General features: G+C 30.6%; 25 protein-coding genes, 8 tRNA genes, 1 other RNA gene and 3 other annotated features. Of the genes, 5 read left to right on the forward strand and 29 right to left on the reverse strand.

Going from position 1 to position 24,565, the window contains the following annotated elements; genetic code table 11:
- Positions 1-461 precede the first annotated feature (461 nt).
- The gene (locus I6U51_RS23890; RefSeq protein WP_211145061.1) at positions 462-1,397 is read right to left on the reverse strand and encodes a GNAT family N-acetyltransferase; all 936 of its coding nucleotides are present in this window, start codon (positions 1,395-1,397) and stop codon (positions 462-464) included.
- 146 nt (positions 1,398-1,543) lie between these two features.
- On the opposite strand from I6U51_RS23890, the gene I6U51_RS23895 reads away from it, so the two are divergent.
- Positions 1,544-2,713 (forward strand): class I SAM-dependent methyltransferase, encoded by a 1,170-nt coding sequence (locus tag I6U51_RS23895; protein ID WP_211145062.1) that lies wholly within the window; start codon positions 1,544-1,546, stop codon positions 2,711-2,713.
- A 53-nt stretch (positions 2,714-2,766) separates the two neighbouring features.
- On the opposite strand, the gene I6U51_RS23900 is transcribed toward I6U51_RS23895, so the two are convergent.
- From I6U51_RS23900 to sfsA, 9 genes are all read right to left on the reverse strand, one after another.
- Positions 2,767-4,014: a DUF1015 family protein gene (locus tag I6U51_RS23900; protein ID WP_211145063.1), complete on the reverse strand. Its 1,248-nt coding sequence runs from the start codon at positions 4,012-4,014 to the stop codon at positions 2,767-2,769.
- A 17-nt stretch (positions 4,015-4,031) separates the two neighbouring features.
- Positions 4,032-4,967: a D-2-hydroxyacid dehydrogenase gene (locus I6U51_RS23905; RefSeq protein WP_211145064.1), complete on the reverse strand. Its 936-nt coding sequence runs from the start codon at positions 4,965-4,967 to the stop codon at positions 4,032-4,034.
- A gap of 105 nt (positions 4,968-5,072) precedes the next feature.
- A complete protein-coding gene (locus I6U51_RS23910; protein ID WP_211145065.1) occupies positions 5,073-6,143 on the reverse strand; it encodes a pyridoxal-phosphate-dependent aminotransferase family protein in 1,071 nt (356 codons plus the stop codon).
- Positions 6,144-6,259: 116 nt separating this feature from the next.
- Positions 6,260-6,468, reverse strand: a binding site (T-box leader).
- 64 nt (positions 6,469-6,532) lie between these two features.
- Positions 6,533-6,741, reverse strand: a binding site (T-box leader).
- Between the two features lie 118 nt (positions 6,742-6,859).
- Positions 6,860-7,045, reverse strand: coding sequence for a hypothetical protein (locus I6U51_RS23915; protein ID WP_211145066.1), 186 nt, complete (start codon positions 7,043-7,045; stop codon positions 6,860-6,862).
- 148 nt (positions 7,046-7,193) lie between these two features.
- Positions 7,194-7,346: a hypothetical protein gene (locus I6U51_RS23920; protein ID WP_211145067.1), complete on the reverse strand. Its 153-nt coding sequence runs from the start codon at positions 7,344-7,346 to the stop codon at positions 7,194-7,196.
- 27 nt (positions 7,347-7,373) lie between these two features.
- A complete protein-coding gene (locus I6U51_RS23925) occupies positions 7,374-8,156 on the reverse strand; it encodes an EFR1 family ferrodoxin (protein WP_211145088.1) in 783 nt (260 codons plus the stop codon).
- A gap of 307 nt (positions 8,157-8,463) precedes the next feature.
- Positions 8,464-9,150 (reverse strand): beta/alpha barrel domain-containing protein, encoded by a 687-nt coding sequence (locus I6U51_RS23930; RefSeq protein WP_211145068.1) that lies wholly within the window; start codon positions 9,148-9,150, stop codon positions 8,464-8,466.
- Between the two features lie 117 nt (positions 9,151-9,267).
- A complete protein-coding gene (locus I6U51_RS23935) occupies positions 9,268-9,828 on the reverse strand; it encodes an NAD(+) diphosphatase (protein ID WP_211145069.1) in 561 nt (186 codons plus the stop codon).
- Between the two features lie 104 nt (positions 9,829-9,932).
- Positions 9,933-10,625, reverse strand: a complete 693-nt coding sequence (gene sfsA / locus I6U51_RS23940; protein ID WP_211145070.1) for a DNA/RNA nuclease SfsA — start codon at positions 10,623-10,625, stop codon at positions 9,933-9,935.
- A gap of 254 nt (positions 10,626-10,879) precedes the next feature.
- Between sfsA and ytaF the strand changes: the two genes are divergently transcribed.
- A complete protein-coding gene (ytaF, locus tag I6U51_RS23945) occupies positions 10,880-11,512 on the forward strand; it encodes a sporulation membrane protein YtaF (protein WP_211145071.1) in 633 nt (210 codons plus the stop codon).
- A 43-nt stretch (positions 11,513-11,555) separates the two neighbouring features.
- On the opposite strand, the gene I6U51_RS23950 is transcribed toward ytaF, so the two are convergent.
- The 10 genes from I6U51_RS23950 to I6U51_RS23995 form a co-directional block, all read right to left on the reverse strand.
- The gene (locus tag I6U51_RS23950) at positions 11,556-11,816 is read right to left on the reverse strand and encodes a pro-sigmaK processing inhibitor BofA family protein (RefSeq protein WP_211145072.1); all 261 of its coding nucleotides are present in this window, start codon (positions 11,814-11,816) and stop codon (positions 11,556-11,558) included.
- 114 nt (positions 11,817-11,930) lie between these two features.
- Positions 11,931-12,203 (reverse strand): YaaL family protein, encoded by a 273-nt coding sequence (locus tag I6U51_RS23955; RefSeq protein ID WP_178906215.1) that lies wholly within the window; start codon positions 12,201-12,203, stop codon positions 11,931-11,933.
- 61 nt (positions 12,204-12,264) lie between these two features.
- The gene (gene recR / locus I6U51_RS23960) at positions 12,265-12,861 is read right to left on the reverse strand and encodes a recombination mediator RecR (protein WP_211145073.1); all 597 of its coding nucleotides are present in this window, start codon (positions 12,859-12,861) and stop codon (positions 12,265-12,267) included.
- Positions 12,862-12,920: 59 nt separating this feature from the next.
- A complete protein-coding gene (locus tag I6U51_RS23965; RefSeq protein WP_211145074.1) occupies positions 12,921-13,262 on the reverse strand; it encodes a YbaB/EbfC family nucleoid-associated protein in 342 nt (113 codons plus the stop codon).
- Positions 13,263-13,341: 79 nt separating this feature from the next.
- Positions 13,342-14,973, reverse strand: a complete 1,632-nt coding sequence (gene dnaX, locus I6U51_RS23970) for a DNA polymerase III subunit gamma/tau (RefSeq protein ID WP_211145075.1) — start codon at positions 14,971-14,973, stop codon at positions 13,342-13,344.
- A gap of 149 nt (positions 14,974-15,122) precedes the next feature.
- Positions 15,123-15,388: signal recognition particle sRNA large type (gene ffs / locus I6U51_RS23975), an RNA gene on the reverse strand.
- Positions 15,389-15,399: 11 nt separating this feature from the next.
- Positions 15,400-15,489, reverse strand: a tRNA-Ser gene (locus I6U51_RS23980).
- Between the two features lie 134 nt (positions 15,490-15,623).
- A tRNA-Ser gene (locus I6U51_RS23985) sits at positions 15,624-15,715 on the reverse strand.
- 43 nt (positions 15,716-15,758) lie between these two features.
- Positions 15,759-16,199 carry a nucleoside deaminase gene (locus tag I6U51_RS23990; protein ID WP_211145076.1) on the reverse strand — a complete coding sequence of 147 codons (441 nt, stop codon included), beginning with the start codon at positions 16,197-16,199 and terminating at the stop codon, positions 15,759-15,761.
- Positions 16,200-16,291: 92 nt separating this feature from the next.
- Positions 16,292-16,368: transfer RNA gene (locus I6U51_RS23995), tRNA-Arg, on the reverse strand.
- 150 nt (positions 16,369-16,518) lie between these two features.
- Between I6U51_RS23995 and I6U51_RS24000 the strand changes: the two genes are divergently transcribed.
- Together I6U51_RS24000 and I6U51_RS24005 are read left to right on the forward strand one after the other, a co-directional pair.
- Entirely contained in the window at positions 16,519-16,821 is a 303-nt protein-coding gene (locus tag I6U51_RS24000; protein WP_211145077.1) for a phasin family protein, read from the forward strand.
- A 44-nt stretch (positions 16,822-16,865) separates the two neighbouring features.
- Entirely contained in the window at positions 16,866-18,464 is a 1,599-nt protein-coding gene (locus I6U51_RS24005) for an ABC1 kinase family protein (RefSeq protein ID WP_211145078.1), read from the forward strand.
- A gap of 18 nt (positions 18,465-18,482) precedes the next feature.
- Here the strand turns inward: I6U51_RS24005 and I6U51_RS24010 are convergent, their stop codons facing one another.
- A complete protein-coding gene (locus I6U51_RS24010) occupies positions 18,483-19,067 on the reverse strand; it encodes a TetR/AcrR family transcriptional regulator (RefSeq protein ID WP_211145079.1) in 585 nt (194 codons plus the stop codon).
- Between the two features lie 209 nt (positions 19,068-19,276).
- Between I6U51_RS24010 and I6U51_RS24015 the strand changes: the two genes are divergently transcribed.
- Entirely contained in the window at positions 19,277-20,179 is a 903-nt protein-coding gene (locus I6U51_RS24015) for a phosphatidylserine decarboxylase (protein WP_211145080.1), read from the forward strand.
- A gap of 14 nt (positions 20,180-20,193) precedes the next feature.
- On the opposite strand, the gene I6U51_RS24020 is transcribed toward I6U51_RS24015, so the two are convergent.
- The 8 genes from I6U51_RS24020 to I6U51_RS24055 all read right to left on the reverse strand — a co-directional run bounded on the left by I6U51_RS24020 (position 20,194) and on the right by I6U51_RS24055 (position 24,535).
- Positions 20,194-20,270: transfer RNA gene (locus I6U51_RS24020), tRNA-Arg, on the reverse strand.
- Between the two features lie 148 nt (positions 20,271-20,418).
- Positions 20,419-20,509 (reverse strand) — tRNA-Ser (locus I6U51_RS24025).
- A gap of 27 nt (positions 20,510-20,536) precedes the next feature.
- A tRNA-Ser gene (locus I6U51_RS24030) sits at positions 20,537-20,627 on the reverse strand.
- A 114-nt stretch (positions 20,628-20,741) separates the two neighbouring features.
- A tRNA-Ser gene (locus I6U51_RS24035) sits at positions 20,742-20,832 on the reverse strand.
- A 27-nt stretch (positions 20,833-20,859) separates the two neighbouring features.
- Positions 20,860-20,950 (reverse strand) — tRNA-Ser (locus I6U51_RS24040).
- A 72-nt stretch (positions 20,951-21,022) separates the two neighbouring features.
- On the reverse strand, positions 21,023-22,303 hold the full coding sequence (gene serS / locus I6U51_RS24045) for a serine--tRNA ligase (RefSeq protein ID WP_211145081.1): 1,281 nt from the start codon (positions 22,301-22,303) through the stop codon (positions 21,023-21,025).
- Between the two features lie 182 nt (positions 22,304-22,485).
- Positions 22,486-22,677, reverse strand: a binding site (T-box leader).
- Positions 22,678-22,757: 80 nt separating this feature from the next.
- On the reverse strand, positions 22,758-23,123 hold the full coding sequence (locus I6U51_RS24050; RefSeq protein WP_211145082.1) for a DUF1667 domain-containing protein: 366 nt from the start codon (positions 23,121-23,123) through the stop codon (positions 22,758-22,760).
- A gap of 20 nt (positions 23,124-23,143) precedes the next feature.
- Entirely contained in the window at positions 23,144-24,535 is a 1,392-nt protein-coding gene (locus I6U51_RS24055; RefSeq protein WP_211145083.1) for an NAD(P)/FAD-dependent oxidoreductase, read from the reverse strand.
- Between the last annotated feature and the right edge of the window lie 30 nt (positions 24,536-24,565).

Below are 24,565 nucleotides of genomic sequence, written 5' to 3' on the forward strand. Positions count from 1 at the left end.
TGACTACTAACAAGTAGTTCAAAAGAATTGCTGGTTTAGTTTACTTAATAAAAGTTTAAATAACTTTTAACCTCTGTTTAATTTTCAAGGATCATGCCGCTCTCTCAGCGACTATTGTAGTTTATCACATCCGCTTAACCTTGTCAATAACTTTTTTTAAGTTGTTTTGTTAAGCTTTGTCGTTTCTTCAAGCGACATGTGTTATTCTATCACATTATATCTATTCAATATGCATTATATGTTCTGTTTTTGGAGTTTATTTTAAAATTATTAACTTTTACTCAATATTCTTAGCTTTTTTACATGTTGATACACCTGGAGGTGTTTGTTTTTATATACTGAATATTGCTAATAAATTAAGTATTTGACCTATATCAACATATAATCTATAAACAAGCTTCTAAGCTTTAAGAAAAGCATAGAGCATGTAAATATACACGCTCTATTAAGTATTTATTTTCCTATTTAGTTTTACAAAATGTTATATGATCTCTCCATTTACCATTAACGAACAAGTACTTCTCATTTATGCCAATCTCTTTAAAACCACAGGCCTTTAGGACTCTTTGGGACTTTATGTTCTCCACAAGTGTTGATGCTTCTACTCTATGTAACCCAATATCTTCAAAGGCATATTTTATTACAAGACCTAAGGCTTCTTTCATATATCCCTTACCTTGTTCATCTTCATCTATAGAATATCCGACGAAAGCACTTCTAAATACTCCCATCACTATATTAGATATTTGTATTTTCCCAATTAACTTCTTATTTTTATATATTCCAAAGTTAACACTATCCCCATTTAAAAATTGCTTATACCCCTCTACAAGTATTCTTCTTTGTCCCATTAACGTATAAAAACTCTCATCTCTATCAGGTTCAAAAGGAGCAAGATATAACTTATTTTTAAGATAGTAGTTTAAAACATCTTCAGCGTCATCAGGAGTTAAAACTGCAAGTTCTACATTTATTCCGCTTATCTCTATTTCCTTATATCTTTTTTCATCTCTAAAGCTATCGAAATTTAATCCAAATATTAATTCATCCTTAAATACTTTATTAAAAATTATACTACTAGAGATTATGCCTTCAAGCTTGAAACCAAGATCAGTAAAAGCCATAATATTTATCTCTTCATCTGCAACTACGCTAACTTTATTAATATCCATGTTTTTAAACAGAGAAATCAAAAATAGGTTTAGAGCTTCTTTTAGCAGCTCATATCCCGATTCTCCATCCTTATAAAACTTAATTCTAAAACTGCAATACCTATTTTCTTTTGATAACTCAATAATAAAAACCCGTCCTATAGTAATTCCTGCATTATCTCTAACTATATATTCACTATTGCTACCATTTGCCAAGCTTATAGTTACATGATGTTCTTTTAACATTCTAACCTCTCCCGTTAATAGACTTTTAAAATTTTTAATAAAAACTTAACCTCTGTAACATTATAGCATAAAAAATATTGATAATATAAAAGTATATGTTTATATTATTTATATGATTTTAAATATAATATGAGGATGTGTTATAAATGAATAAACAGAGTATATCTAAACTAAACCTATTTCTTATAGGTTTGAAAAATAGATTTGAAGAAAATTTAGATATTTTTAAAGGCATTACAGTTATTTATAAGGCTGGCCTAAAGAATTTCAAAGGTATTGGTACATATGATTCTGGCAAAATAAAATTTAATTTTAATGGGAAAACAGAGTCTTTATCCATAGATGAGTTAGTAGATAAATTATGTAGTGATGCAATAAATTATGACAGTGTAACTTTAACTTATAGTGAAAGAGGCACTGATATATTAATTGAAGCAGATAATAAAAATGTAAAGATGAAAAATATAGATATTAAAGAAGAAGAAAATGATAATGATAGTACTAATGAAACTTCTACATTATTAAATAGAAACTATCTTATAAAAGTAGGTAAGGCTGATAAACTGTTAAAAGAAATAGGCATTATGAGCAAAGAAGGTAAAATTAAAAATGATAAGATACGAAAATATAATCAGATAGATCACTATGTTGAACTTTTCGATGAAATGTTAAATAAACTTCCTAAAAATCAAACTTTAAATATATTGGATTGCGGCTGTGGTAAGTCATATTTAAGCTTTGTATTAAACTACTATTTGAGAGAAGTAAAAAAAATCAGATGTCATTTTATAGGACTTGACTATAAGGAAAGTGTTATAGAGACTTCGCAAAAAATTGCTGAGAATTTAGGCTATAGAAATATGGAATTTCATGCAGTAGATATTAAAAACTATATTCCAAAAAACAAAATAAATGTTGTTATGTCTCTTCATGCCTGCGATACAGCTACAGATATGGCTTTAGCACTTGGAATAAAGTTAAGTTCTGATGCTATTGTTGCAGTACCTTGCTGTCACAGAGAATTACTAAGTCAGTATTCATATGAGCCTTTTAAAACTATATTAAAACATGGCGTATTTAAGGCTAGAATGGCTGACATTTTAACTGATGGAATGAGATCATTGTTACTTGAAGCAAAAGGTTACGATGTTTCTGTTGTGGAATATATATCTCCCTTAGAGACTCCAAAAAACCTTATGATAAGGGCTGTTAAAATAAAAGAGGAAAACGAAGACGCAATGTCTGAGTATTTTAGTCTTATGTCTAGCTTAAATGTATTTCCTGCATTATATAATTATATAAATCAATGGGAATAACTTAAATAAAAAAGATTTAACTAGAATAAATATCCCTAGTTAAATCTTTATTTTTACCTTAATGTGTGAATAAATAATCCACTTCTTAACTTTGGTTCAAACCAAGTAGATTTTGGAGGCATCACTTCTCCAGCATCCGCTATAAGCATTAAGTCTTCTATATCAGTTGGATACATAGAGAAGGCTGCCCCATCTTTTTGATTATCTATTCTCAATTCGAGTTCTTTAAGACCTCTTATACCACCTACAAAATCCACTCTATTGTCCGTTCTTGGGTCTTCAATTCCCAAAATTGGTTTTAGTAGATTGTTTTGAAGAATAGATGCATCTAATCTATCAACAAGATTACAAGGATCATAAGTCCCCTTTTTTGCCGTAAGTTCATACCATTTTCCGCCTAAATACATACCGTAAGTATGCTTACAAGAAGGCTTATATGGTTCATCTCCTTCATATATATTTACATTAAATTTTTCCGAAACCCTAAACATATATTCCTCGGTAGAAAGCCCATTCAAGTCCTTGACAATCCTGTTATAATCCATAATTCTTAGGTCTGAATGTGGGAAAAGTACTGATAGAAAAAAATTAAATTCTTCCTCTCCTGTATAATTAGGATTTTCCTTTCTCCTTTTCAAACCAACTTTTACGGCTGAAGCTGATCTGTGATGTCCGTCTGCTATATATACGCTATCTATATTTTTAAATATATTGCATATATTACATATAATATGCTCATCATCTATAATCCATACCATATGTCTTATATTATCTTCTGCTAAAAAATCATATATAGCTTCTTTTTCAGTCCATGATTTTATTATACCATTAATTTCATTATTATACTTATAAGTTAAGAAAATTGGTCCTGTATTTGCATCGCAAATATCGACATGGTTTATTCTATCCTGTTCTTTCTCTTCTCTAGTATGCTCATGCTTTTTTATCTCATTATTTAAATAATCATCTATGGAAGCACATCCAACTATTCCTGTTTGTTCTATTCCATCCATTATCAATCTATAAATATATAAACATTTTTTATTATCTTTTGCTAAGACACCTCTATTAATCATTTCATATAAATTGTTTCTTGCTTTCTCATATACAATCTTATCATATATATTTATATTTCTATCTAAATCTATTTCTGCCTTATCTACATGTAAAAAAGAATATTCATTATCACCAACAATTTCTCTTGCTTCTTCACTATTCATAACATCATAAGGTAATGCTGCAACTTTATGAGCTATATCCTTTCTAGGCCTTACTGCCGCAAATGGTTTTAAAATAGCCACATCCATCCCCCTCTTTCCTAAGCATTAACAGCTAATTCGTTGTTATATTGAAAAAACTCTTCTATTGTTTCTACTATTTCTTCACCTATTCTTTCCTGTGCCTCTTCAGTAGAACCGCCTATATGTGGTGTAACACATACTTTAGGGTGATTTACTAATTCAAGATTAGGCTTAGGTTCATTTTCAAATACATCAAGACCTGCACCATTAATTTTACCTGAATTTAAAGCCTCCATTAGTGCTTCTTCATCAATTACTCCACCTCTTGCACAATTTATTATATAAGCACCATCTTTCATAATAGCAAATTGATCTTTTCCTATAATAGCCCCTTCTTCTTTATTAAAAGGAACATGAAGTGATACAAAATCAGCATTTTTTAAAAGTTTTTCTATTGTACAAAACTCAAATCTCTCATAACCTCTTGCCTTTCCCAATTTATCAGTATATATTACCCTAATTCCTAAAGCTTCTGCTCTTGTAGCAACCTCTCTTGCTATTCTACCAAATCCAATAAGCCCTAAAGTTTTCCCAAAGAGTTCTATACCCTCATATTTTTTCTTTTCCCACTTTCCATCTCTCATTGTTACATTTGCCAAGTGTATATATCTTGTTAGTGCAAATAAGTGACCTATAGTAAGTTCTGCTACAGAAGCACTGCTAGCATTAGGTGTATTTCTAACTTCTATTCCGTTTTTTCTAGCATAATCTACATCAATATTATCTACTCCTACTCCTCCACGAATTATAAGTTTAAGTTTTCCACCTTTAGCTGCATCAATTATTGGCTTTCTAACCTTTGTAGCTGATCTTACTATCATAATATCAAAATCCATAACATTTTTTTTAAGTTCTTCCTCTTCATAATGTTTGTCAACTACCTCAAATCCACCATCTATAAGCTTTTTTATTGCCTCCTTTTCCATTCCATCACAAACTAATATTTTTATCATAATTAATAGCCTCCTTTTTATTTTTATGAACTTTAATTTTGTTTGATACTATACAACATTTGCCCCAATTAAATGCTGTATAGTATTTGCCCCAATTACATACTTTTAAAAATTCAATATTTCATCTATATTTACTAATAATTCTTTTACATCATCTAAAGTACATTCACCCATATGAGCTATTCTAAATGTCTGCTCTTTTAACTTGCCATATCCATTTGAGATTTGGAAACCTCTTTTTCCTAATTCCTTATTTAACTCTGCAACACTTATTCCTCTGGTGTTTTTAATATTTGTAAGAGTATTTGATAAATATCTTTCATCTGCAAACAATTCAAAGTGTTCTTTTCCCCATGCTCTTACATACTCAGCCATTTCTATATGCCTTTTGTATCTATTATCTAATCCTTCTTCTAATATTTTGTCTAACTGATAGTCCATTGCAAACATGTGTGAAAGAGAAGGAGTTGACGGGTATTGATAATCTTTTTTCTGAATATATTCATAAAGTGCTAATAAATCTAAATAATATCCCCTAAATTTAACATTTTTAGCTCTTTCTATGGCCTTTTGTGAGAAAGAACATACTGCCATTCCTGGAGGAAGTGCAAGTGCCTTTTGACTTGAAGTTATACATATATCTACACCAAGCTTATCTACTTCTATCTTTGTTCCTGCCATAGAACTTACTGCATCTAAGCACCATACAACCTCTGGATATTTTCTTATTACTTCTCCAAGTTCTTCTACTGGATTCATAACTCCTGTAGATGTTTCATTGTGGGTTATACAAATTAAATCATATTTGCCTGTAGCTAAAACTTTATCTACTTCATTAAAATCTACAGCTTTACCCCATTCAACCTCAAATAAATCTGCTGGTACATTATTGTTTATCCCCATTTCATACCATCTCTTACCAAAGGCTCCGATAGAAAATACTGCAGCTCTTTTAACTGTACAAGATCTTATTGCCCCTTCCATAAGACCACTTCCAGATGTAGTTGATAACAGTATCTCTTCTTTTGTATAAAACACCTTTCTAAGTTTTTCACTAATTCTTCTTTGAAGTTCTGATGCTTCTTTGCTTCTATGGCCTATCATTGGCATAGCCATCTTTGCTAAAACATCTTCTTTAACCTCTATTGGTCCTGGAATAAATAATTTTTTATGCATATTTAGTACCCCCTGAAATTTTTGTGCATTTTATTTTTTAACTGTAAAGTTATATCATTATACAGTTATACTTTAATAAAGTGAATTTTATAAAAAATAAAAGAGCCAGCCGTCCACATAGGGACGATTGACTCGCGTTGCCACCCTCATTGACTACACATAATAAATATACATATAGTCCTCTCATTACAAATAACGGTTTTTTCCGTATTACTCATCGCAATATCCTCAAAGGCGGATTCACAAAAGATATAGGTATCAGTTTTCACCAACCACTGACTCTCTTAACCTTTACTCATGTTACTATTCTTTTCATCGGAACTATTAAATTTTAATATAAATAATTATAGCACTATAAATTTTTATAAAATAAAAAAGCCAACCTCCCGTATAGGGACGATTGACTCGCGTTGCCACCCTCATTGACTACACATAATAAACATATACATAGTCCTCTCATTATAAATAACGGTTTTTTCCGTATTACTCATCGTAATATCCTCGGAGGTGGATTCACAAAAGACCTAGGTATCAGTTTTCACCAACCACTGACTCTCTTAACCTCTGCTCATGTTACTATTCTCTTCATCAGATAAAATATATTATTTTTTAACTTGTTTTTTATTATAGAGTGATAAAATATATATGTCAATACTTTTTTAAAAATTTTTATAATTATCTAAAAATAGATATGACATTCTCTTAAAATTTCTTTCTTAGTTTATTCTTATTTTTTCTTCAATTTGCTCAAATAATTCCTTATTACATTTATCATTTATGTAATTTACACATGTATTACATCCTTGTGAAATAGCACTTCTATTTGCATTAAAAGTATAGACCTTAGGCTTATATTCTGCACAATTTTCTGCTACCAACATTTTTTCCTGAATTGAAATCATATAACCACTCCTAAATAGTAGTCTTATTATAATCTTAATTTCAAATGCCTTAAAGCTAAATGTTCAATATTTTATTTACTTTATGTAAGTATTATTACCGCAAATAAAAATATAATTCTAAAATAGCAAAAAATATCTTTCTCACCTACTAGTCTAAAACTGATTCTGTTTCTGTGCAATATCTTGTAATAATGCATTTTCCAAGACTTCTAGGACAGGACTTGCACATGCAATTTTCTGCCTTTCCATCACAGCCATTAGAAAACTCAGGACAAACTTTACAATTATTATTTAAAATCACAACTTTCCTTCCTCTCTAGTATAAATATTACTTGTTTAAATTTAAAACATTAATTCTATCTCTTTGCACTTGCTCTATCTTCTTATTTTTATATCTTATGCCATTTATAGGGCATATGTTCATGCATCGCAAACATAGCATGCATTTACTATGAAAAACAGCATGACCATCTTCAAATGTTATGTTATTTTTAGGACAATTTCTAAGGCATAGACCACATTTTTTACATTCCTCTATTGCTGTCAAATTTTTAGATAGCTTAGGTAATGAATTCTTAAAAAGCTTACTAGAAATCTTTCCTATTCCCATCTTAAAAATTGAATTGTTTTCTTTTAATCTTTTATTGTCTATAAAAATTTTAATTAATTCTTTAACCTTTTCCGACGCATCCTTCAAAATTTCATTTTCTTCTTTTTTAGTAGGTTTTTTGCCAGAAATAAAATAACAGTTATTAGGCATTCTTATGGCAGATTGGACAACTATATCATATCCTTTTTGTGATATTTTTTTTGCCATAGATAAAACCGCTACTGACGACTTGCCTCCTTGCGTTGAATATATAATAGTTTTCATTTTTTTCTTAGTATCAGGCAATTTTTTTAAAAAATCACTTACTATTTTAGGTTCCATATTAGAATGTACTACAGAACCTATTATTATAAAATCATAACACTTTATATTAATTGGTTCTTCTGATTCCATATTTATCAATTTTATATCTATACCATAGGATTTAAAATTCTCTTTAAACCTATCAGCTACCCATTTTGTGTTTCCGGTGCCACTAAAATAATATAAAACACCTTTCATCAAAATCCCATCTCCCATTATTTATTCATCTATATGAAATTCGGCCCTACAAGCCGATATTAAAAAATTCTCTTTTAGATTTAAGCTTATAACATTTATATTTTCTATATTAGATTGGCCAATCCCTTCTTTTATGTACTTAAATAAACACTTTATTATCTATTACTTGAATTTTAAGGCTTTTGAACTATATGATTAAGGCGCTCTATAACAAAGATATAACTTTTGTATTATAAACTTACAAATAAAATTATAATATAAAAATGCATAATACACTATCTTGTATTATGCATAATAATTTAAAAACTTATTCACTATAATATTCTTGGGCATATTTCTCTCTATATGCAATCATTATTTCGCTTAATATTTCTGATGCCGTTGGCGGAGTAAATGTTATAGCGTTTGCCCCTGCTTCTATTGTAGCTCTTATAGTTTCTTCATTAGGTCCTCCTGTGGCCATTATAGGAAACTCAGGATACATTTCTCTTATTTTTTTAACTATATGGGAAGTTCTTTTAGCGCCTGATACATTTATTATAGTAGCCCCTGCTTCTATTCTTTCCTTAATATTTTCATATTCTGATACAACCGAAACAACTATAGGTATGTCAATAGTGTCCCTCATTTGTTCTATAACTTCATTAGGCGTCGGGCTATTTACTACTACTCCCATAGCTCCCTTAAACTCTGCATCTAAAGCTAAATTTACAACTCTTTTACCAGTTGTAATACCTCCACCAACTCCACAGAATACCGGAATGTCTGCAGATAGCATAATAGCCTGTGTTATAAGCGGCTGAGGCGTAAATGGATAAACTGCAATAACAGCATCTGCATTTGTGTTTTTTATAACCGCTACATCAGTACTGAACACAAAGGATTTAAGTCTCTTCCCAAATATTCTAATACCACTTGCTTCTCGTATAACATTTGGAACTTGAATCATGTGTCTTCTTAATATACCCTGTATTTCTGGTACATGTTTGACCATACATTTTTCCTCCTCTATAACAATATAACACCACTACTTCAACTTAAATTTTGTTATATTATAATAACATACTTTTACTTTAATATCCATTTTTTTGTTTTTATCTACTCAATACTACTATCCCTTTAATTTACAATTACCATTATCACAATTATCTTCTTCACATCTATAAGCCTTATTTCCGGTGTACCCTAATTCCTTTAAGACTTTTCTAACTATTCTTTTCCCTATTTTATCCTCATTCATTTCACAAAGGGCGTCCTCAATGTTACTCCAATCCACCCATTCTACTTCTGATGACTTTTTTATAGTTCCTCCATCATACATTGCCATAAATGTAAGCATTAATATCTCTTTAGATTCTAAATACTCACTACCTAAATATTTTATATCTTTTACTTTAATACCCGCCTCTTCTAATACCTCTCTATGAACTGTGCTCTCAACTGTTTCACCATTGGTTACATAACCGGATAAAAGAACCTTTGAATCTTTAAATATATAACTTTGCTTAAGAAGCAATATTTTATCTTCTTTTATTACAGCCACTATTATACATGGCTTAGGAGTATCGAAATACATAATATCATCTACTGGACAGTAGGGAACCCCACCCTCATCCCAGCTATACTTCTCTATTAACTTTTGACCACAAACTGGACAATATTTAAATTTCATAAAACCACCACTCTGATTTGAGTAGTTTCACCTCCTTGTACTAAGATTAACTATATAAGTGCATTATAAGGTATCCCTGCAATTACATTCAATATAATAGAGTTCTATAGCCTTACTTCTATTTGATCTTTAATTGTAATATGCTTTTCACCTACAAAGCAATCGTAAGCAAGTATATGTACCCCATTGCTCTCAGCTAATCTTAATGCTTCCCCGAAAGCTTTATCCATTTCATCATGAGGAGTAAAATATTCTACTCCTTCCATCTGAATTAAAAATAATACAGCAGCTTCCCTACCAGTGTTTTTAACCTCTATAAGTTCTAGTAAATGTTTAGTTCCTCTTTCTGTAGGAGCATCTGGAAACATAGTTTTTCCTCCATCTTCTAGAGTTACTCCCTTAACTTCTAAATAGCATTCACTTTTATTAGAATCTGTTAATTTAAAATCAAATCTGCTATTTCCAAAAGTCTTTTCTTTTTCTATTTTACTGTAACCACTTAGTAAGCTTATTTTTTTATTTTTTAATGCTTCATCTACAACTTTATTAGGTATATGGGAATCTATGTTTATGAATCTGTTTCCCTTATATCCACCAATTAAATCATATTTAGTTTTTCTTGATGGATTATCTTCTTCCCTTAAAACTACAGTACAACCAGGTATAAGTATTTCTCTGCATCTTCCTGTATTAGGAACATGAACTATAGTTTCTATTCCATCTATATCTACATAAGCCTGAAAGCGATTTGGTCTATATATAAACTTAGCCATTATAACATTATTGTGGATAATCAATATATCATCTCCATCTTTTTAAAAATTTATACACATACTCACATATTTTATCCACACATTTATTATTATTTTAATTATTTTTTATCAACATTGTGGATTAATTATATACTTATTTAAACATAAATGATTATTATTTTAAACTAAAATATTTATTATTTCTATATTTTAGCTTGGTCAATTGACGATAAATTGTAACCTATGTTTTGCATAGTGAATAGTATATACTTGAACCGCTTTTGAATAGGAGATATTATATGCATATTTTATCAGTAATATTATTCGTTGTATCTGCTAGCCTTGACAATCTTATTGTTGGAATTGCTTACGGCATCAAAAAACTCAAAATATCTATATTGAGTAACCTCTTAATAGCCTTTATATCCTGTGCAGGAACATTTTTATCAATGGCACTAGGTAAGTTTATTGGTAAATTTATTTCTGGGCATAATGCAAACTTTATAGGAAGTTCCATCCTTATGTTGCTAGGATTATGGTTTATACTTAATTCCTTCAAAAAAAATAATAAAGATGAAAAAACTGAATATAAGAAGCAAAATAAATTAGAATGCTATAAAGTTCAATGTGAAGAGCTCCTGACAAGTCCTGAGAAAGCAGATATGAATAATTCAGGCAATATTGATTTGAAAGAAGCAGTGATCTTAGGGTTTGTACTAGCTCTAAACAACATGGGACTGGGTATAGGGGCTAGTATTACAGGGTTAAGCATAATCTTAACTTCTATTTTTACATTTTTATTTAGTTTAACCGCTATACCTCTTGGATACATTCTTGGTAAGAAGTATATACCTAATGTACTAGAAAGTAAAGCAAATTTAATTTCCGGGTTAATAATAATACTTCTTGCCTTATATGAAATGTTCATTTAGCTTAAGGCTAAACCAATATATTTATTAATTTAGCCTAAGTTCATTACAAAAACAACTTAAATATAACTAAAAATATGACTCCTGGTATTCCAAAAAAACCGGCAATAAGAGCTGTTATTGCGTTAATACCTATGTAAAAATTAAAATAATGGCCAATAAAATTAACTGTAATTAATAATAGGATTCCAATTAATCCATTAGCTATTAGTTTTAACAAAACCTTTAGAGGCCAAGCAAAAATTTTAACTAATATATATAAACCAATTATAGAAATTAAAAAGTAACCTATGTATTCAAATTCCAAAGATATCCCTCCTAATTTTATTGTTACTAAATTTATATTCTATTAAAATAAAAGTATTAATAAAAAAGATGAAAAGTAAAAACTTAAAGTTTTTTGCTTTTCACCTTTTCTATTTTAGCCTACATTTAAATCCTCAATAGAGTTTGAACATTCAACTTTTAGTTCATTTTTTTTAGCTTCATTGAGCAAAAACATATATCTTGCCTTTGCAGCTTCTTCTCTATATATAGCATAATCTACAAGTCTTGGATCGTTAACAGCATTAAAATATTCTCTTGCCACCTTTAAATCCTCTCTTGCTTTCTCTATTGAATTTAATAATTTTTTTTGTTCTGCTGTATATCTAGATTCTCTAGTTATTAACTTAGCAATAATACTTTTATCCATAAAGAGCCTCCTATTTTGAATCATATTTATGATAATTGACATAAAATAGGATTAGTATACATTATATCTCTACTCTGCCTTCTAGGGCCTTTGATAGTGTAACCTCATCTGCATATTCTAAATCTCCACCAACAGGTATTCCATGAGCTATTCTTGTTACTTTAGCACCTAAAGGTTTCAATATTTTTGATATATACATAGCGGTAGCTTCTCCTTCTATATTAGGATTTGTAGCTACTATTACCTCTCTTATTTCTCCATTTATTCTTCTTATAAGTTCTTTTAGCTTTATATCTTCAGGTCCTCTACCCGCCATAGGAGATATATTCCCATGAAGAACATGATAGACCCCATTAAACTCTTTAACTTTTTCCATGGATATTATATCTTTTGGTTGCTCAACAACGCATATTAAACTCTTATCTCTATTAGGATTAGAGCATACTGCACAAGGATCCTTGTCTGTGAAATTACCACATACAGAGCAGTATTTTATTGTCCCTCTAGCTTTAACTAGTGCTTCAGCAAACTCTCTAACCTCTTCACCTGGCAGATTCAGTACATGAAGAGTAAGTCTTTGAGCTGTTTTATATCCTATCCCTGGAAGCTTAGCAAATTCCTCAATCAGCTTTTCTATTGCAATTGGATAGAAATCCATAATTATCACCTCAATTTTAAAACCCCATCTTCAATAGATGGGGTAACTATTACTGTGTTTTAAAACATTCCTGGAATATTTAGTCCACCTGTTAACTTTTTCATCTCTGCAGATGTTTCTTCTTCAGCTATTTTTAGAGCTTCATTACATGCAGTTAGAATTAAATCTTGAAGCATTTCTACATCATCTGGATCTACAACTTCTGGTTTTATCTTTATATCTACTATCTGTTTTTTACCAGTTACAACTGCAGTTACTGCTCCACCACCAACTGTAGCTGAGAATTCTTTATTCTCAAGTTCATTTTGCATATCTTCCATCTGCTTTTGAAATTTTTGTGCTTGTTTCATTATATTATTCATATTTCCCCCACCAAAGTTAGGGAATCCACCTTTAGCCATACTAATTCCTCCTCGACTTAATTAATTCAGTTATAATTATACCATATTTTTATAAATTTAAATCAATACTTTTTTGTTATTATTCATCAACTATTTCAATAAAATCTTCTCCAAAAGCATCTCTTAATAGCTGCTCGGAAGACTTCGAATTGTCTTTAGTTTCAGCTCCATCTATATAATATTGAAGCCTTACTCTCTCTTTTAAAGCTTCTGAAAATATTTCTTCAACTATTCTTCTATTTTCTTCTTTTTCTAATCTTTGCTTATTAAAAGCATAATCCTTATCGTACCTTATTGTTATTATTCCATTTTCACATTTAATTACTTCTCCTGTAAATAGAGCTGCATGTATAACCCTATAACTTTTTGATTTAAAAGACTCTAATATATCTTTCCAGCTCTTTTTTACTATATCTAATGTAAGCTTTGAATATACATTATCATTCATTACAGGTCTTATATTTTCTTTTGATTTATTTTCTTCTACCTTAGTCCTATTTTCTTTTTTTACTACATTAGTTGCATTAGGAACTATTCTTTCACAGGTTACTTTTAGTTCACCTTCTTTTAAAGCTTCTTCTAATCTGTTTAATCTTGAAAGTATTACTTCTTTCGAAGTATCATACTCTATCTTACACATTTTTATTACTGCAAGCTCTAAATATATTCTGCTTTGTTTCGTCCATTTTGATTGATCTTCTGCATCCTGTAATATCCTAATGTCTCTCATTATTTCTTCTATTCTTATTTTTTGTGCCTGCTCTTTTAGAAGTTCCATATTTTCTTCAGACATATCTAATATGTCTTCTGGATTTTTACTTACCTTAACCATTAAAAGGTTTCTCATATGAGTTATCATATCTTTTATAAAATTGTAAATATCCTTTCCACTGAGGACTATGTCATCTACTATCCTCATGGATCCCTCTACATCTTTTTCTATAACCTCATTTGTAAGCCTTATTAAGTTTTCATTTGTAACTAAACCAAGCATACTTATAACGCCATCATATTCTACTTTTCCACCCCCCATAGATATAGCCTGATCTAATATACTTAATGCGTCTCTCATTGCTCCATCGCACATTCTAGATATTAAGTTCAAACTTTTATCATCTGCAAATACTCCTTGCTCCTTAACTATTTTTCTAAGCCTCTCAAACATGTCTAATCCCTTTATTCTTCTAAAATCAAACTTTTGACATCTAGAAAGAATAGTAACAGGAAGCTTCTGTGGATCTGTAGTAGCAAGAATAAATACTACATTTGAAGGCGGTTCTTCAAGCGTTTTTAAGAATGCGTTTACCGCTTGTGGAGTAAGCATGTGAACTTCATCCATTATATATACTTTATATTTTCCTTCTTGAGGAGGATATTTTACATTTTCTATAACATCTTTTATGTCTTCCAAATTTCTTTTTGAAGCAGCATCCATTTCTATTACGTCAATAGCAAGTCCCATGTTTATTTTTTTGCACATTTCACATTCATTACAAGGCTCTCCATCTTTCAAGTCAAGACAATTTACTGCCTTTGAGAATATTTTTGCAGTAGATGTTTTACCTGTTCCTCTTGTACCAGAAAAAAGATAAGCATGTGCAATTCTGCTATTTTTTATTTGATTCTTAAGTGTTACAGTTATGTGGTTCTGACCGACTACATCTTCAAAAACTCTAGGTCTCCATTCTCTATATAATGCAGTGTAAGACACTTAAATCACCTTCTTTAACTTGTTTAACCATTAATATTATACCTTATATATAATTTATAGTTAATATTTAATTTTTTCATAAAATAAATCTAAATATAATAAAAAAGACACCTTTTGTAGGTATCTTATATAAGCAAATTGTATTAAAGTCGTGCACCTCGCTTCGTCTAATAAAATATGAGCGTTACCCATATAGTTAACTCAAACCAGGTTTATCCACGGCACACGAAAATGATCACTTACCGCTGCTTCCTTCCGGACCTGACGGGATTCATGAGTTTCCGTTGCGTGGGACCCAGTTCTCAACGCCACTTTTATAGGCCAGACCCCACATTTTATAGTCTAAGCGAGGAATTCAACCCTGCTATAGCGGATTGCAGGTTACAGGGCACCGCTGACTCCCCATCTAGCACGACAAAGTTCTACTGGCGGAGAGAAGGGGATTCGAACCCCTGGTAGAGTTTCCCCTACACACGCTTTCCAGGCGTGCTCCTTCAACCACTCGGACATCTCTCCACAAAATTTACTCATGAAACAATATTTAATTATATATCCTGTTTCATTAGAACAAGACTTATTATACTATTAATATTAAAATAATTCAACACCTTTATAAAAATTATTAGCAAGTAATTATTGGCTTAATTGTATGGCGGAGAGAGGGGGATTCGAACCCCCGGTACGGTATTACCCGTACAATTGATTTCGAGTCAACCACCTTCGACCACTCGGACATCTCTCCATATTAGGCATCTGAAATAAAATATCAATTTTTTGAAGATGCCTTACCTTCTTGATTTAAAGAATTCTATTAATATATTGCTACACTTCTCATCATAAAGCCAGTGAATATTAGTCCAATGGTTTAATGCATCATTTTGAAGTACATTTACTACAGAACCGCAAGCACCAGCTGTAGGATCAAAAGTGCCTATATATAAATTACTTATTCTTGATTGAAGTATAGCTCCTGCACACATAGGACAGGGTTCTAAAGTAACATACATGCTGCACTCATTAAGTCTCCAATTTTGAATAACTTCTGAAGCTTTTTCTATAGCTAAAATCTCAGCATGCGCTAATGGACTGTTTAAAGTTTCTCTCAAATTATGTGCTCTTGCTATTATATTATTATCCTTTACTATAACGGCTCCAACTGGCACTTCTTTTAAAAGTATAGATTTTTCTGCCTCAAATATGGCTTCAATCATAAACTTATTATTCATAGAAACCTCTTAGTATATTTTATAATTATTTGTAATTATTGTAAACATATTTAAAAATTAAACCCTGTAATTAAAATTACAGGATTCAATTTTGGTGCGCCCGAGAGGAATCGAACCCCCGGCACGCGGTTTAGGAAACCGCTGCTCTATCCTACTGAGCTACGAGCGCATATTAACTTGTTTCCATAATATTTTATAATAATCTATAATAAATGTCAAATTTTTATATTATAATCTATTAGCATACTAGCAACTAATTAATTTAAATAATAGGTATATTATATTGCAAATAAAAATATACTAATTAGGAGGTGTTATTATGATGAATGAATTAAAAAATTTACTTTTAGCAGGTTTAGGATCTGCAGCATATACTTATGAAAAGGCATCAAAGTTAATTGACGATATGGTTCAAAAAGGTAAACTAACTATGGATGAGGGAAAAGAACTTTCAGAAGAACTAAAGAGAAATATAAAAAATAAAGTTGAAGATGTAAAACCTTTAACTAAGGATGACTTGGTATCTACTTTAAATCAAATGAACTTTGCAACTAAAGATGATTTACAAAACATAAAACAAAGATTGGATATGCTAGAGGAAAAAGTAAATACCAAAAGCTAAAGCCCCGACAGCTGTTAGGGCTTTAATATTTATGGAGGCATATTATGCATAATAACTCAATACAAAGGTTTAAAGAAATAATAAGTGTACTAGCTCGCTATGGCTTTGGACATATAGTGGATAGTAAAATAAAAAAACAATATTTCCCAGAAAATTTAAGAAACGCTTTTGAAGAGTTAGGGCCTACCTTTATAAAAATAGGTCAGGTATTAAGTACAAGACCTGATATACTTCCTCCTGAATATATACAAGAACTTTCAAAGCTTCAAGACAACGCTTCTCCTGAAAAATACGAAGATATTAATAATGTTTTCTTTAGTGTTTTTAATAAAAATATTGAGGATTGCTTTTCATCTTTTGAAAAAGACCCATTGGCTTCTGCATCTATAGCCCAAGTTCATAATGCTATACTTAAAAACGGAAAAGAAGTCATTGTAAAAATTCAAAGACCTGAAATAATGGAAAAAATTAAAATGGATTTATCTATTTTACATAGAATAATAAAGCTTACTAAAACAAAGTTTTCTGATGCTTTAATTGATCCAGAAGAGGCTTTAAATGAATTAATATCATCTACAGAAGAGGAGCTAAATTTTAAAATTGAGGCTTTAAATATAAAAAGATTTAGAATTCTAAATAACAATATAGCCTTTTGTTATACTCCATATATTATAGATGAGTTGTCCAGTGATAAGGTTTTAACTATGGAAAAAATATATGGCTTTAAAATAAATGATTTAGAAAAACTTAAAGAGGGAGGGTATGATCTTAACGATTTAGGGAAAAAATTAGCACTATCATTTTTAAAACAAGTTTTTACCGATGGTTTTTTTCATGGCGATCCACACCCTGGAAACTTATTAATAAATGAAGGCAAGATTTGTTTTATTGACTTTGGAATAATGGGGAACCTTTCTGAATCATTAAGAGCCTCATTGAATGATGCTATAGTTGCTGTAGTCTTTAAAGATTTAGATAAGCTAATATCTATAATTATGTCTATAGGCATAAAGAAAGGATTTGTAAATAAAAATAAATTATATGAAGATATAGACTATTTATTTTCTAGATATCTATATACATCCTTAAAAAATATTCATGTATCTATATTGCTTCAAGAGTTATTTAACTGTGCCAAAAACAATAATATAAGACTCCCAAAAGACTTAATAGTCCTTGTGAGAAGTCTTGTAATTATTGAAGGTGTTGTTGCTAAAATAGCTCCTGATACTCAAATACTTGATGTTGCTGTGCCTTTTGTAAAAAATAATAGTAAACTATCATTATTAAATAACATAGATATCGATGACCTACTAATATATTCATATAATTTTACGAAAGATTTATCTCGAATGCCTACTAGATTTATTGAACTTATAAATACTATGCTAAATGGAAGACTTAAAGTTCAACTACATATAACTAACTTAAACAAAAGCATTAGTGCTTTAAATAATATGATAAATAGGTTGATTTTCGCACTTATACTATCCTCTATGATAATAGGATCTAGTTTAATATTAACGAATAATGTAGGACCTAAAATATATGATATGTCTGCAATAGGAATAGCAGGCCTTATAATATCTGCATTTATGGCTTTACTTCTTATTATATCTATAATAAAATCTCGAAAATTATAAAGCATGAAACTAAGTAATTTAGTCCCATGCTTTATTTTCTATCTGTATTCCATTCAGCATATTATTTAATATATTATTAGTCAAATCATCAAAATTCTTTTTTTCTTCATTTATAAGTTCATATATTGCCACAGAACAAAGAGTTCCGAATAGTGTATATGCCGCATAGGAAGGATCACCACATTTTAATATCTTATTTTCTATTGCCTCAACAATATATGACTGTATATAGTCAATATATTTCTTTATAGACTCTCTTAGTTCAAGTTGTCTAGATTCTTGACCCCACAATTGACTCATTAGTACTATAAAAAAGTCTCTCTGCTCATGAACTAACTCTAACTGAATTCTGCATAGAACTTTTAATTTTGATAAAGCATCCTGCTGTTTGTATGCAGTACTTTCTATTCTTTCCTTTACTATATTCATTCCTTCTTTTATTATGTAGTTAAATATTTCTTCCTTGCTTTTAAAATGATAATATAATGTTCCCTTTGCTACTCCCGCATCAGACGCAATTGAATCCATTGTTGCACCACTATAACCGTTTTGTGAAAATATTTTTATAGCAGATTCAAATATTGTTCTTTTTGTCTTATTCATCAATACCACTCCAGATTTATATATTAATTGACCGGTCAGTATAATTATTCCAATTTACATTATACTATGTTGTTGAAATAACTCAATAGATTTTATAACTTTTAGGAGTTATTTCATTATAAATTGACAATAGATAAATAATGACTGATAATTGTAATAAGTATTCTATGCTATACTCAAAATAATATTAACACAAGAGAGGTCTGTATATGGTTAAATACTATAATAGAAAAACAAAACAATATGAAATAGAAAAAGTGGCAGGAGATAAATATCTTCAATGGACATATTCATCTCCTATTGGGATGAAATTTTTAGAGTTATTAATTAAGAAAAAGTTTTTTTCTAAAATATATGGTTCGTTTTGCGATAGTAAGAGAAGTGTTAAAAAAGTTCATTCTTTTATTAAAGATTTTAATATTAATATGACTCATAGTGAAAAAAGTGCAGAGGAGTTTGAATCATTTAATGACTTCTTTACAAGAAAGTTAAAAAAAGAAGCAAGACCTATAGATACTGATATTAACTCTTTAATTTCTCCTGGTGATGGAAGACTTTTAGCCTATGAGAATATTGATTTAAATAAGTTGGTTCAGGTAAAAGGCTTCACATATAGTTTGGGTAAACTTATAAATAATCTTGATATATCTGAAAAATTCTCAGAGGGTATTTGCTTAATATTGAGACTTTGTCCTACTGACTATCATAGATTTCATTTTATAGATGATGGTGTATGCGAGGAAACTATAAAAATTACTGGAGATTACTATTCTGTAAACCCAACTGCTTTAGAACAAATTCCTGAACTTTTCTGCAGAAACAAAAGAGAATGGAGTGTTTTTCATTCTAAAAACTTTGGAGATATACTTCACATAGAAGTAGGTGCCACTTGTGTAGGTTCTATTATACAGACATATACACCTGAAGTGGATATAAGAAAAGGTGATGAAAAAGGTTATTTTAAATTTGGTGGTTCAACAACAATACTATTCTTAGAAAAAAATAAAGTAAAAATTGATAAAGACATAATTGAACAATCTTCTAAAGGATATGAAAGTAGAGTATTAATGGGTGAAAAGATAGGTGAAAAAATAAAAGCTTGTGATGAATAATCACAAGCTTTTTATGGTGCGTCGGAGAGGATTCGAACCCCCGACCAACTGGTTCGTAGCCAGCTACTCTATCCAACTGAGCTACCGACGCATATTTAACATAATTATATTAACATAAATGATCTAAAAAATCAAATTAATATTAACTATTATATACTATAAATCAAAATTTATTAGTATATTTAGTTTAAAACACATTATGTCACAAATTAAAAAGCACCTTAATTCAGGTGCTTACATGGCGGAGAAAGAGGGATTTGAACCCTCGCACCGGTTTCCCAGCCTACGCCCTTAGCAGGGGCGCCTCTTCGGCCACTTGAGTATTTCTCCATGCCCTAATTTTAGTTAAAAAAAAATTGGCGGAAAGACAGGGATTCGAACCCTGGGTACGGTCACCCGTACGCCGGTTTTCAAGACCGGTGCCTTAAACCAACTCGACCATCTTTCCATACATCCAACATTAAACATGATAACATATTTAATTAAAAAAGTCAACAATATTTTTACTATAATATAATTTTATATTATTTAAATTAGATAATCACCATAATAGGTGCTTACATGGCGGAGAAAGAGGGATTTGAACCCTCGCGCCGGTTTCCCGACCTACGCCCTTAGCAGGGGCGCCTCTTCGGCCACTTGAGTATTTCTCCATGCCCTAATTTTAGTTAAAAAAAAATTGGCGGAAAGACAGGGATTCGAACCCTGGGTACGGTCACCCGTACGCCGGTTTTCAAGACCGGTGCCTTAAACCAACTCGACCATCTTTCCTTGTCTGTTGACATGTATTATTATATCAACCATAAGTGCATATGTCAACAGTTCTTTTTGAAAATATTTATATTATTTTATTACTTCTCTTCCGCCCATATATGATCTTAAAACTTCTGGAATTACTATACTTCCATCTGCTTGTTGATAATTTTCAAGAATTGCAGCTAAAGCTCTTCCAACAGCAACTCCCGAACCATTTAATGTATGTATATATCGTAACTTACCTTTTTCAGTTTCTTTATATTTTATATTAGCACGTCTTGCTTGAAAATCTTCAAAGTTACTGCAACTTGATATCTCCACATATCTATTATAGCTTGGCATCCAAACTTCTATATCATATTTAAGCGCTGCTGTAAATCCTAAATCCCCCTTACATATTCTGACCACTCTATAAGGAATTTCTAATCCCTGAAGCACTTCTTCTGCATCATTAGTTAACTTTTCAAGCTCCTCATAGGATTGCTCTGGCTTTGTAAATTTAACAAGCTCAACCTTATTAAATTGGTGCTGTCTTATAAGGCCTCTTGTATCTCTTCCTGCTGAACCAGCTTCAGCTCTAAAACACCCGCTATAAGCCACATGTTTTATTGGCAAATCTTCGCCTTTTAAGATTTCATCTCTATAGAAATTAGTTACAGGCACTTCTGCCGTTGGTATTAAGTAGAAATCATTGTTTGAAACTCTAAATGCATCTTCTTCAAACTTTGGCAGCTGTCCTGTTCCAATCATACTAGTTCTATTAACCATGTATGGTGGTAATAACTCTTCATAGCCATGTTTTTCAGTATGAAAGTCTAAAAAATATGATATAAGCGCTCTTTCAAGTCTAGCTCCTAACCCCCTATAAAAAGTAAATCTTGAACCTGCAACCTTTCCTCCTCTTTCAAATTCTAATATATTAAGGTTTGTTCCTAAATCCCAATGAGCCTTAGGTTCAAAATCGAATTTTGTAGGTTCCGACCATTTTCTTATCTCTATGTTATCTTCATCTGTTTCTCCATCTGGAACCTGAGGATTTGGTATGTTAGGTATTCTAAGCATTATATATTCTATTTTTTGATCTAATTCTGCTAGATTAACATCATACTGCTTTATCTTCTCTGAAAGCTCTTTCATTTCAGCTACAGGACCGTCGGCATTTTGTCCTGATTTCTTTAATTTAGCTATTTCTAAAGAGTCTTGATTTCTTTTATTTTTTAAAACTTCTACTTCAATTAATATTTGTCTCCTTTTCTCATCTAATGTTACTACTTCATCGATAACAGATACATCAAAATCTTCTCCTCTATTTTCTAAAGCTATTTTTATATCTTGTACATTATTTCTTATTCTTTTTAAGTCTAACATTACAATTTCCTCCTAAATGTTTTTTGTCAAGTGATTCTTAGTCTCATGCGGAGTTTTCTTATGAGGATTATCTCTCCCCGCCTGAGCCTTAGAAGAACTTATCCAGGGACGTATCATCCGTTATCTCCTATGGAAGTTTTACGGATGGTAGCCATCGAATAAATAAAAAAGCCCTTATCCCGTAAAGGGACGAAGGACTCCGCGTTGCCACCCTAGTTAACCAAAAACTGGTTCTCTCAAAGATTATAACGGTATCACCGAACTGTTATTAGCAGTACCTCCGAGGTGGATTCACAAAACCATGGTATCAGTTCACACCAACTACTGACTCTCTTTACCCCTTGTAATGCTACTAGCCTCTTCATAGGTTGATTTTAATTTTTACCTAAATTATACATAAAACATAATTTTATGTCAATTTAGCTTTATTCTGAATAATATAAAATATTTTCTCTTATTCATTTATTCTTTCTACGTTTTTAGTACAAACTATGTCTACTCCAGTATTTAAAATATTTTTACATACGATATCTCCAATTCTTACAGGAGCTCCCACATAAAGTCTGCTCAAAGCTTTCGAACATTCTATCCATAAATCTTTATTTATAGGTTTATTACTTTTCACCGGAACAACATTTAGCTTTGATCCTTTTATCCTTACCAAAGTAGTTAGAGTATCTTTATTGCTACTCATTTCCATGTTAGCATATTTTATTCCCTCATTACATAAGTTACCGCAAATTTCTATGTTTTCGTCATATTGGTTAATGCTTAATATGCAACTTTTATCACATTTATTGCAAATAATTTCCTTAATCAACTTAGAATTCCTCCAATTAGCTACATTTCATCAAACTCTTTTATTCGACTTATAACTATTTTTGAGTTTTTAGAATCCTTAACTATATCAGTTAACCTTTTGTCCATTTCTCTAGCTAAGATGGATGCGACCTTATTCAAGCATTGCGCACCTTTACAAGTTCCAAAGGCAGCTCCTGTTCGTCTTTTTATTCCTTCTATAGTACGTGCTCCAAGTGGTCTCCTTATGGAGTCTACTATCTCGCCTTCTGTAACCTTCTGACATACACATACTATTTTACCATATCTTTTATCTTGCTTAATAATACTTTCTCTTTCTTCATTTGATAAGTCTCTGAATCTATAAAATTCTCTTCTCTTGTCTACAAAATCCTTTTTTAGCACACAGTTTAAATTATTAACTATAGTTTCGCATACAATTTTTGCAATAGCAGGCGTAATTGTAACTTGGCTATAATGTTTACCCTCAATTTTAACATATCCATTATCAATAAGACTGTCATCAATTATTAGTGTATCATTATAAAATGGAGATTCATAGAATATATTTATATATTCATCATTTATCTTTCCCATAAAAGATGATATTTTTTTTAAACTATCACTATAACTAATCGTTTCATTTGTTTTTAATGCAACTATAGTTCCACCTTGTACAGTAGGGAATGTATAAATTTTATCTTCACTTTCATTTAATGTTACTACTATATTTTTGAAGTTTCCCCTAAAATCTTTTTCTAATAATAAGTACTTTGAGCAACATCTATCTTTGTTAAGTTTATTTTCGCTCTCTATACCATAGTATTCTACAGGCGTAGTGTTTAAAACCATGTTACAGGTAAACTTATTTTTATTTGTAACTACCCTAAACCCTCTAGACATTTTTTGTATATCTAGTACCTCTTCTTCTAACTTAAACTTTACCCCATTATCAAATGCAATTTCTCCATAGGCAATCGCTAAATCATAAGGACATATTATTCCTGTATTTTCAGAATGTATTGCCCTCTTAACATTAGCATTTAAGTTTGGTTCCATTTCATATACTTCTTTACTATCTAATAAACGTATATTTTTTATTCCTCTACTTATAGCTCTATCATACATATTGATTAATTTAGCTTCACCCTTTTTGTCCTCTGCAATAATTAGAGATCCTCGCTTTTTAAAGGTTACATTAAACTTTGAAGCTATATCTTCCATAAGTTCATTTCCCATCAATTCTAGCTTAGACATTAATGTATCTTCACATTCTAATCCATCATAAACTACCGCAGAGTTTATAAGGGCTACATCATCTGCTATATCATAATCCTTTTCGATAAGTGCTATATTTAAACTATATTTTGAAAGCTCATAGGCAACTGCACACCCTATAATGCCCCCCCCTAATATAAGTACATCGTAATCCATAAATTAACCTTCCTTTCAAAGAGCTGCAGT

It is taken from the genome of Clostridium aciditolerans (assembly GCF_016316925.1).
GTDB lineage: Bacteria > Bacillota > Clostridia > Clostridiales > Clostridiaceae > Clostridium_AM > Clostridium_AM aciditolerans.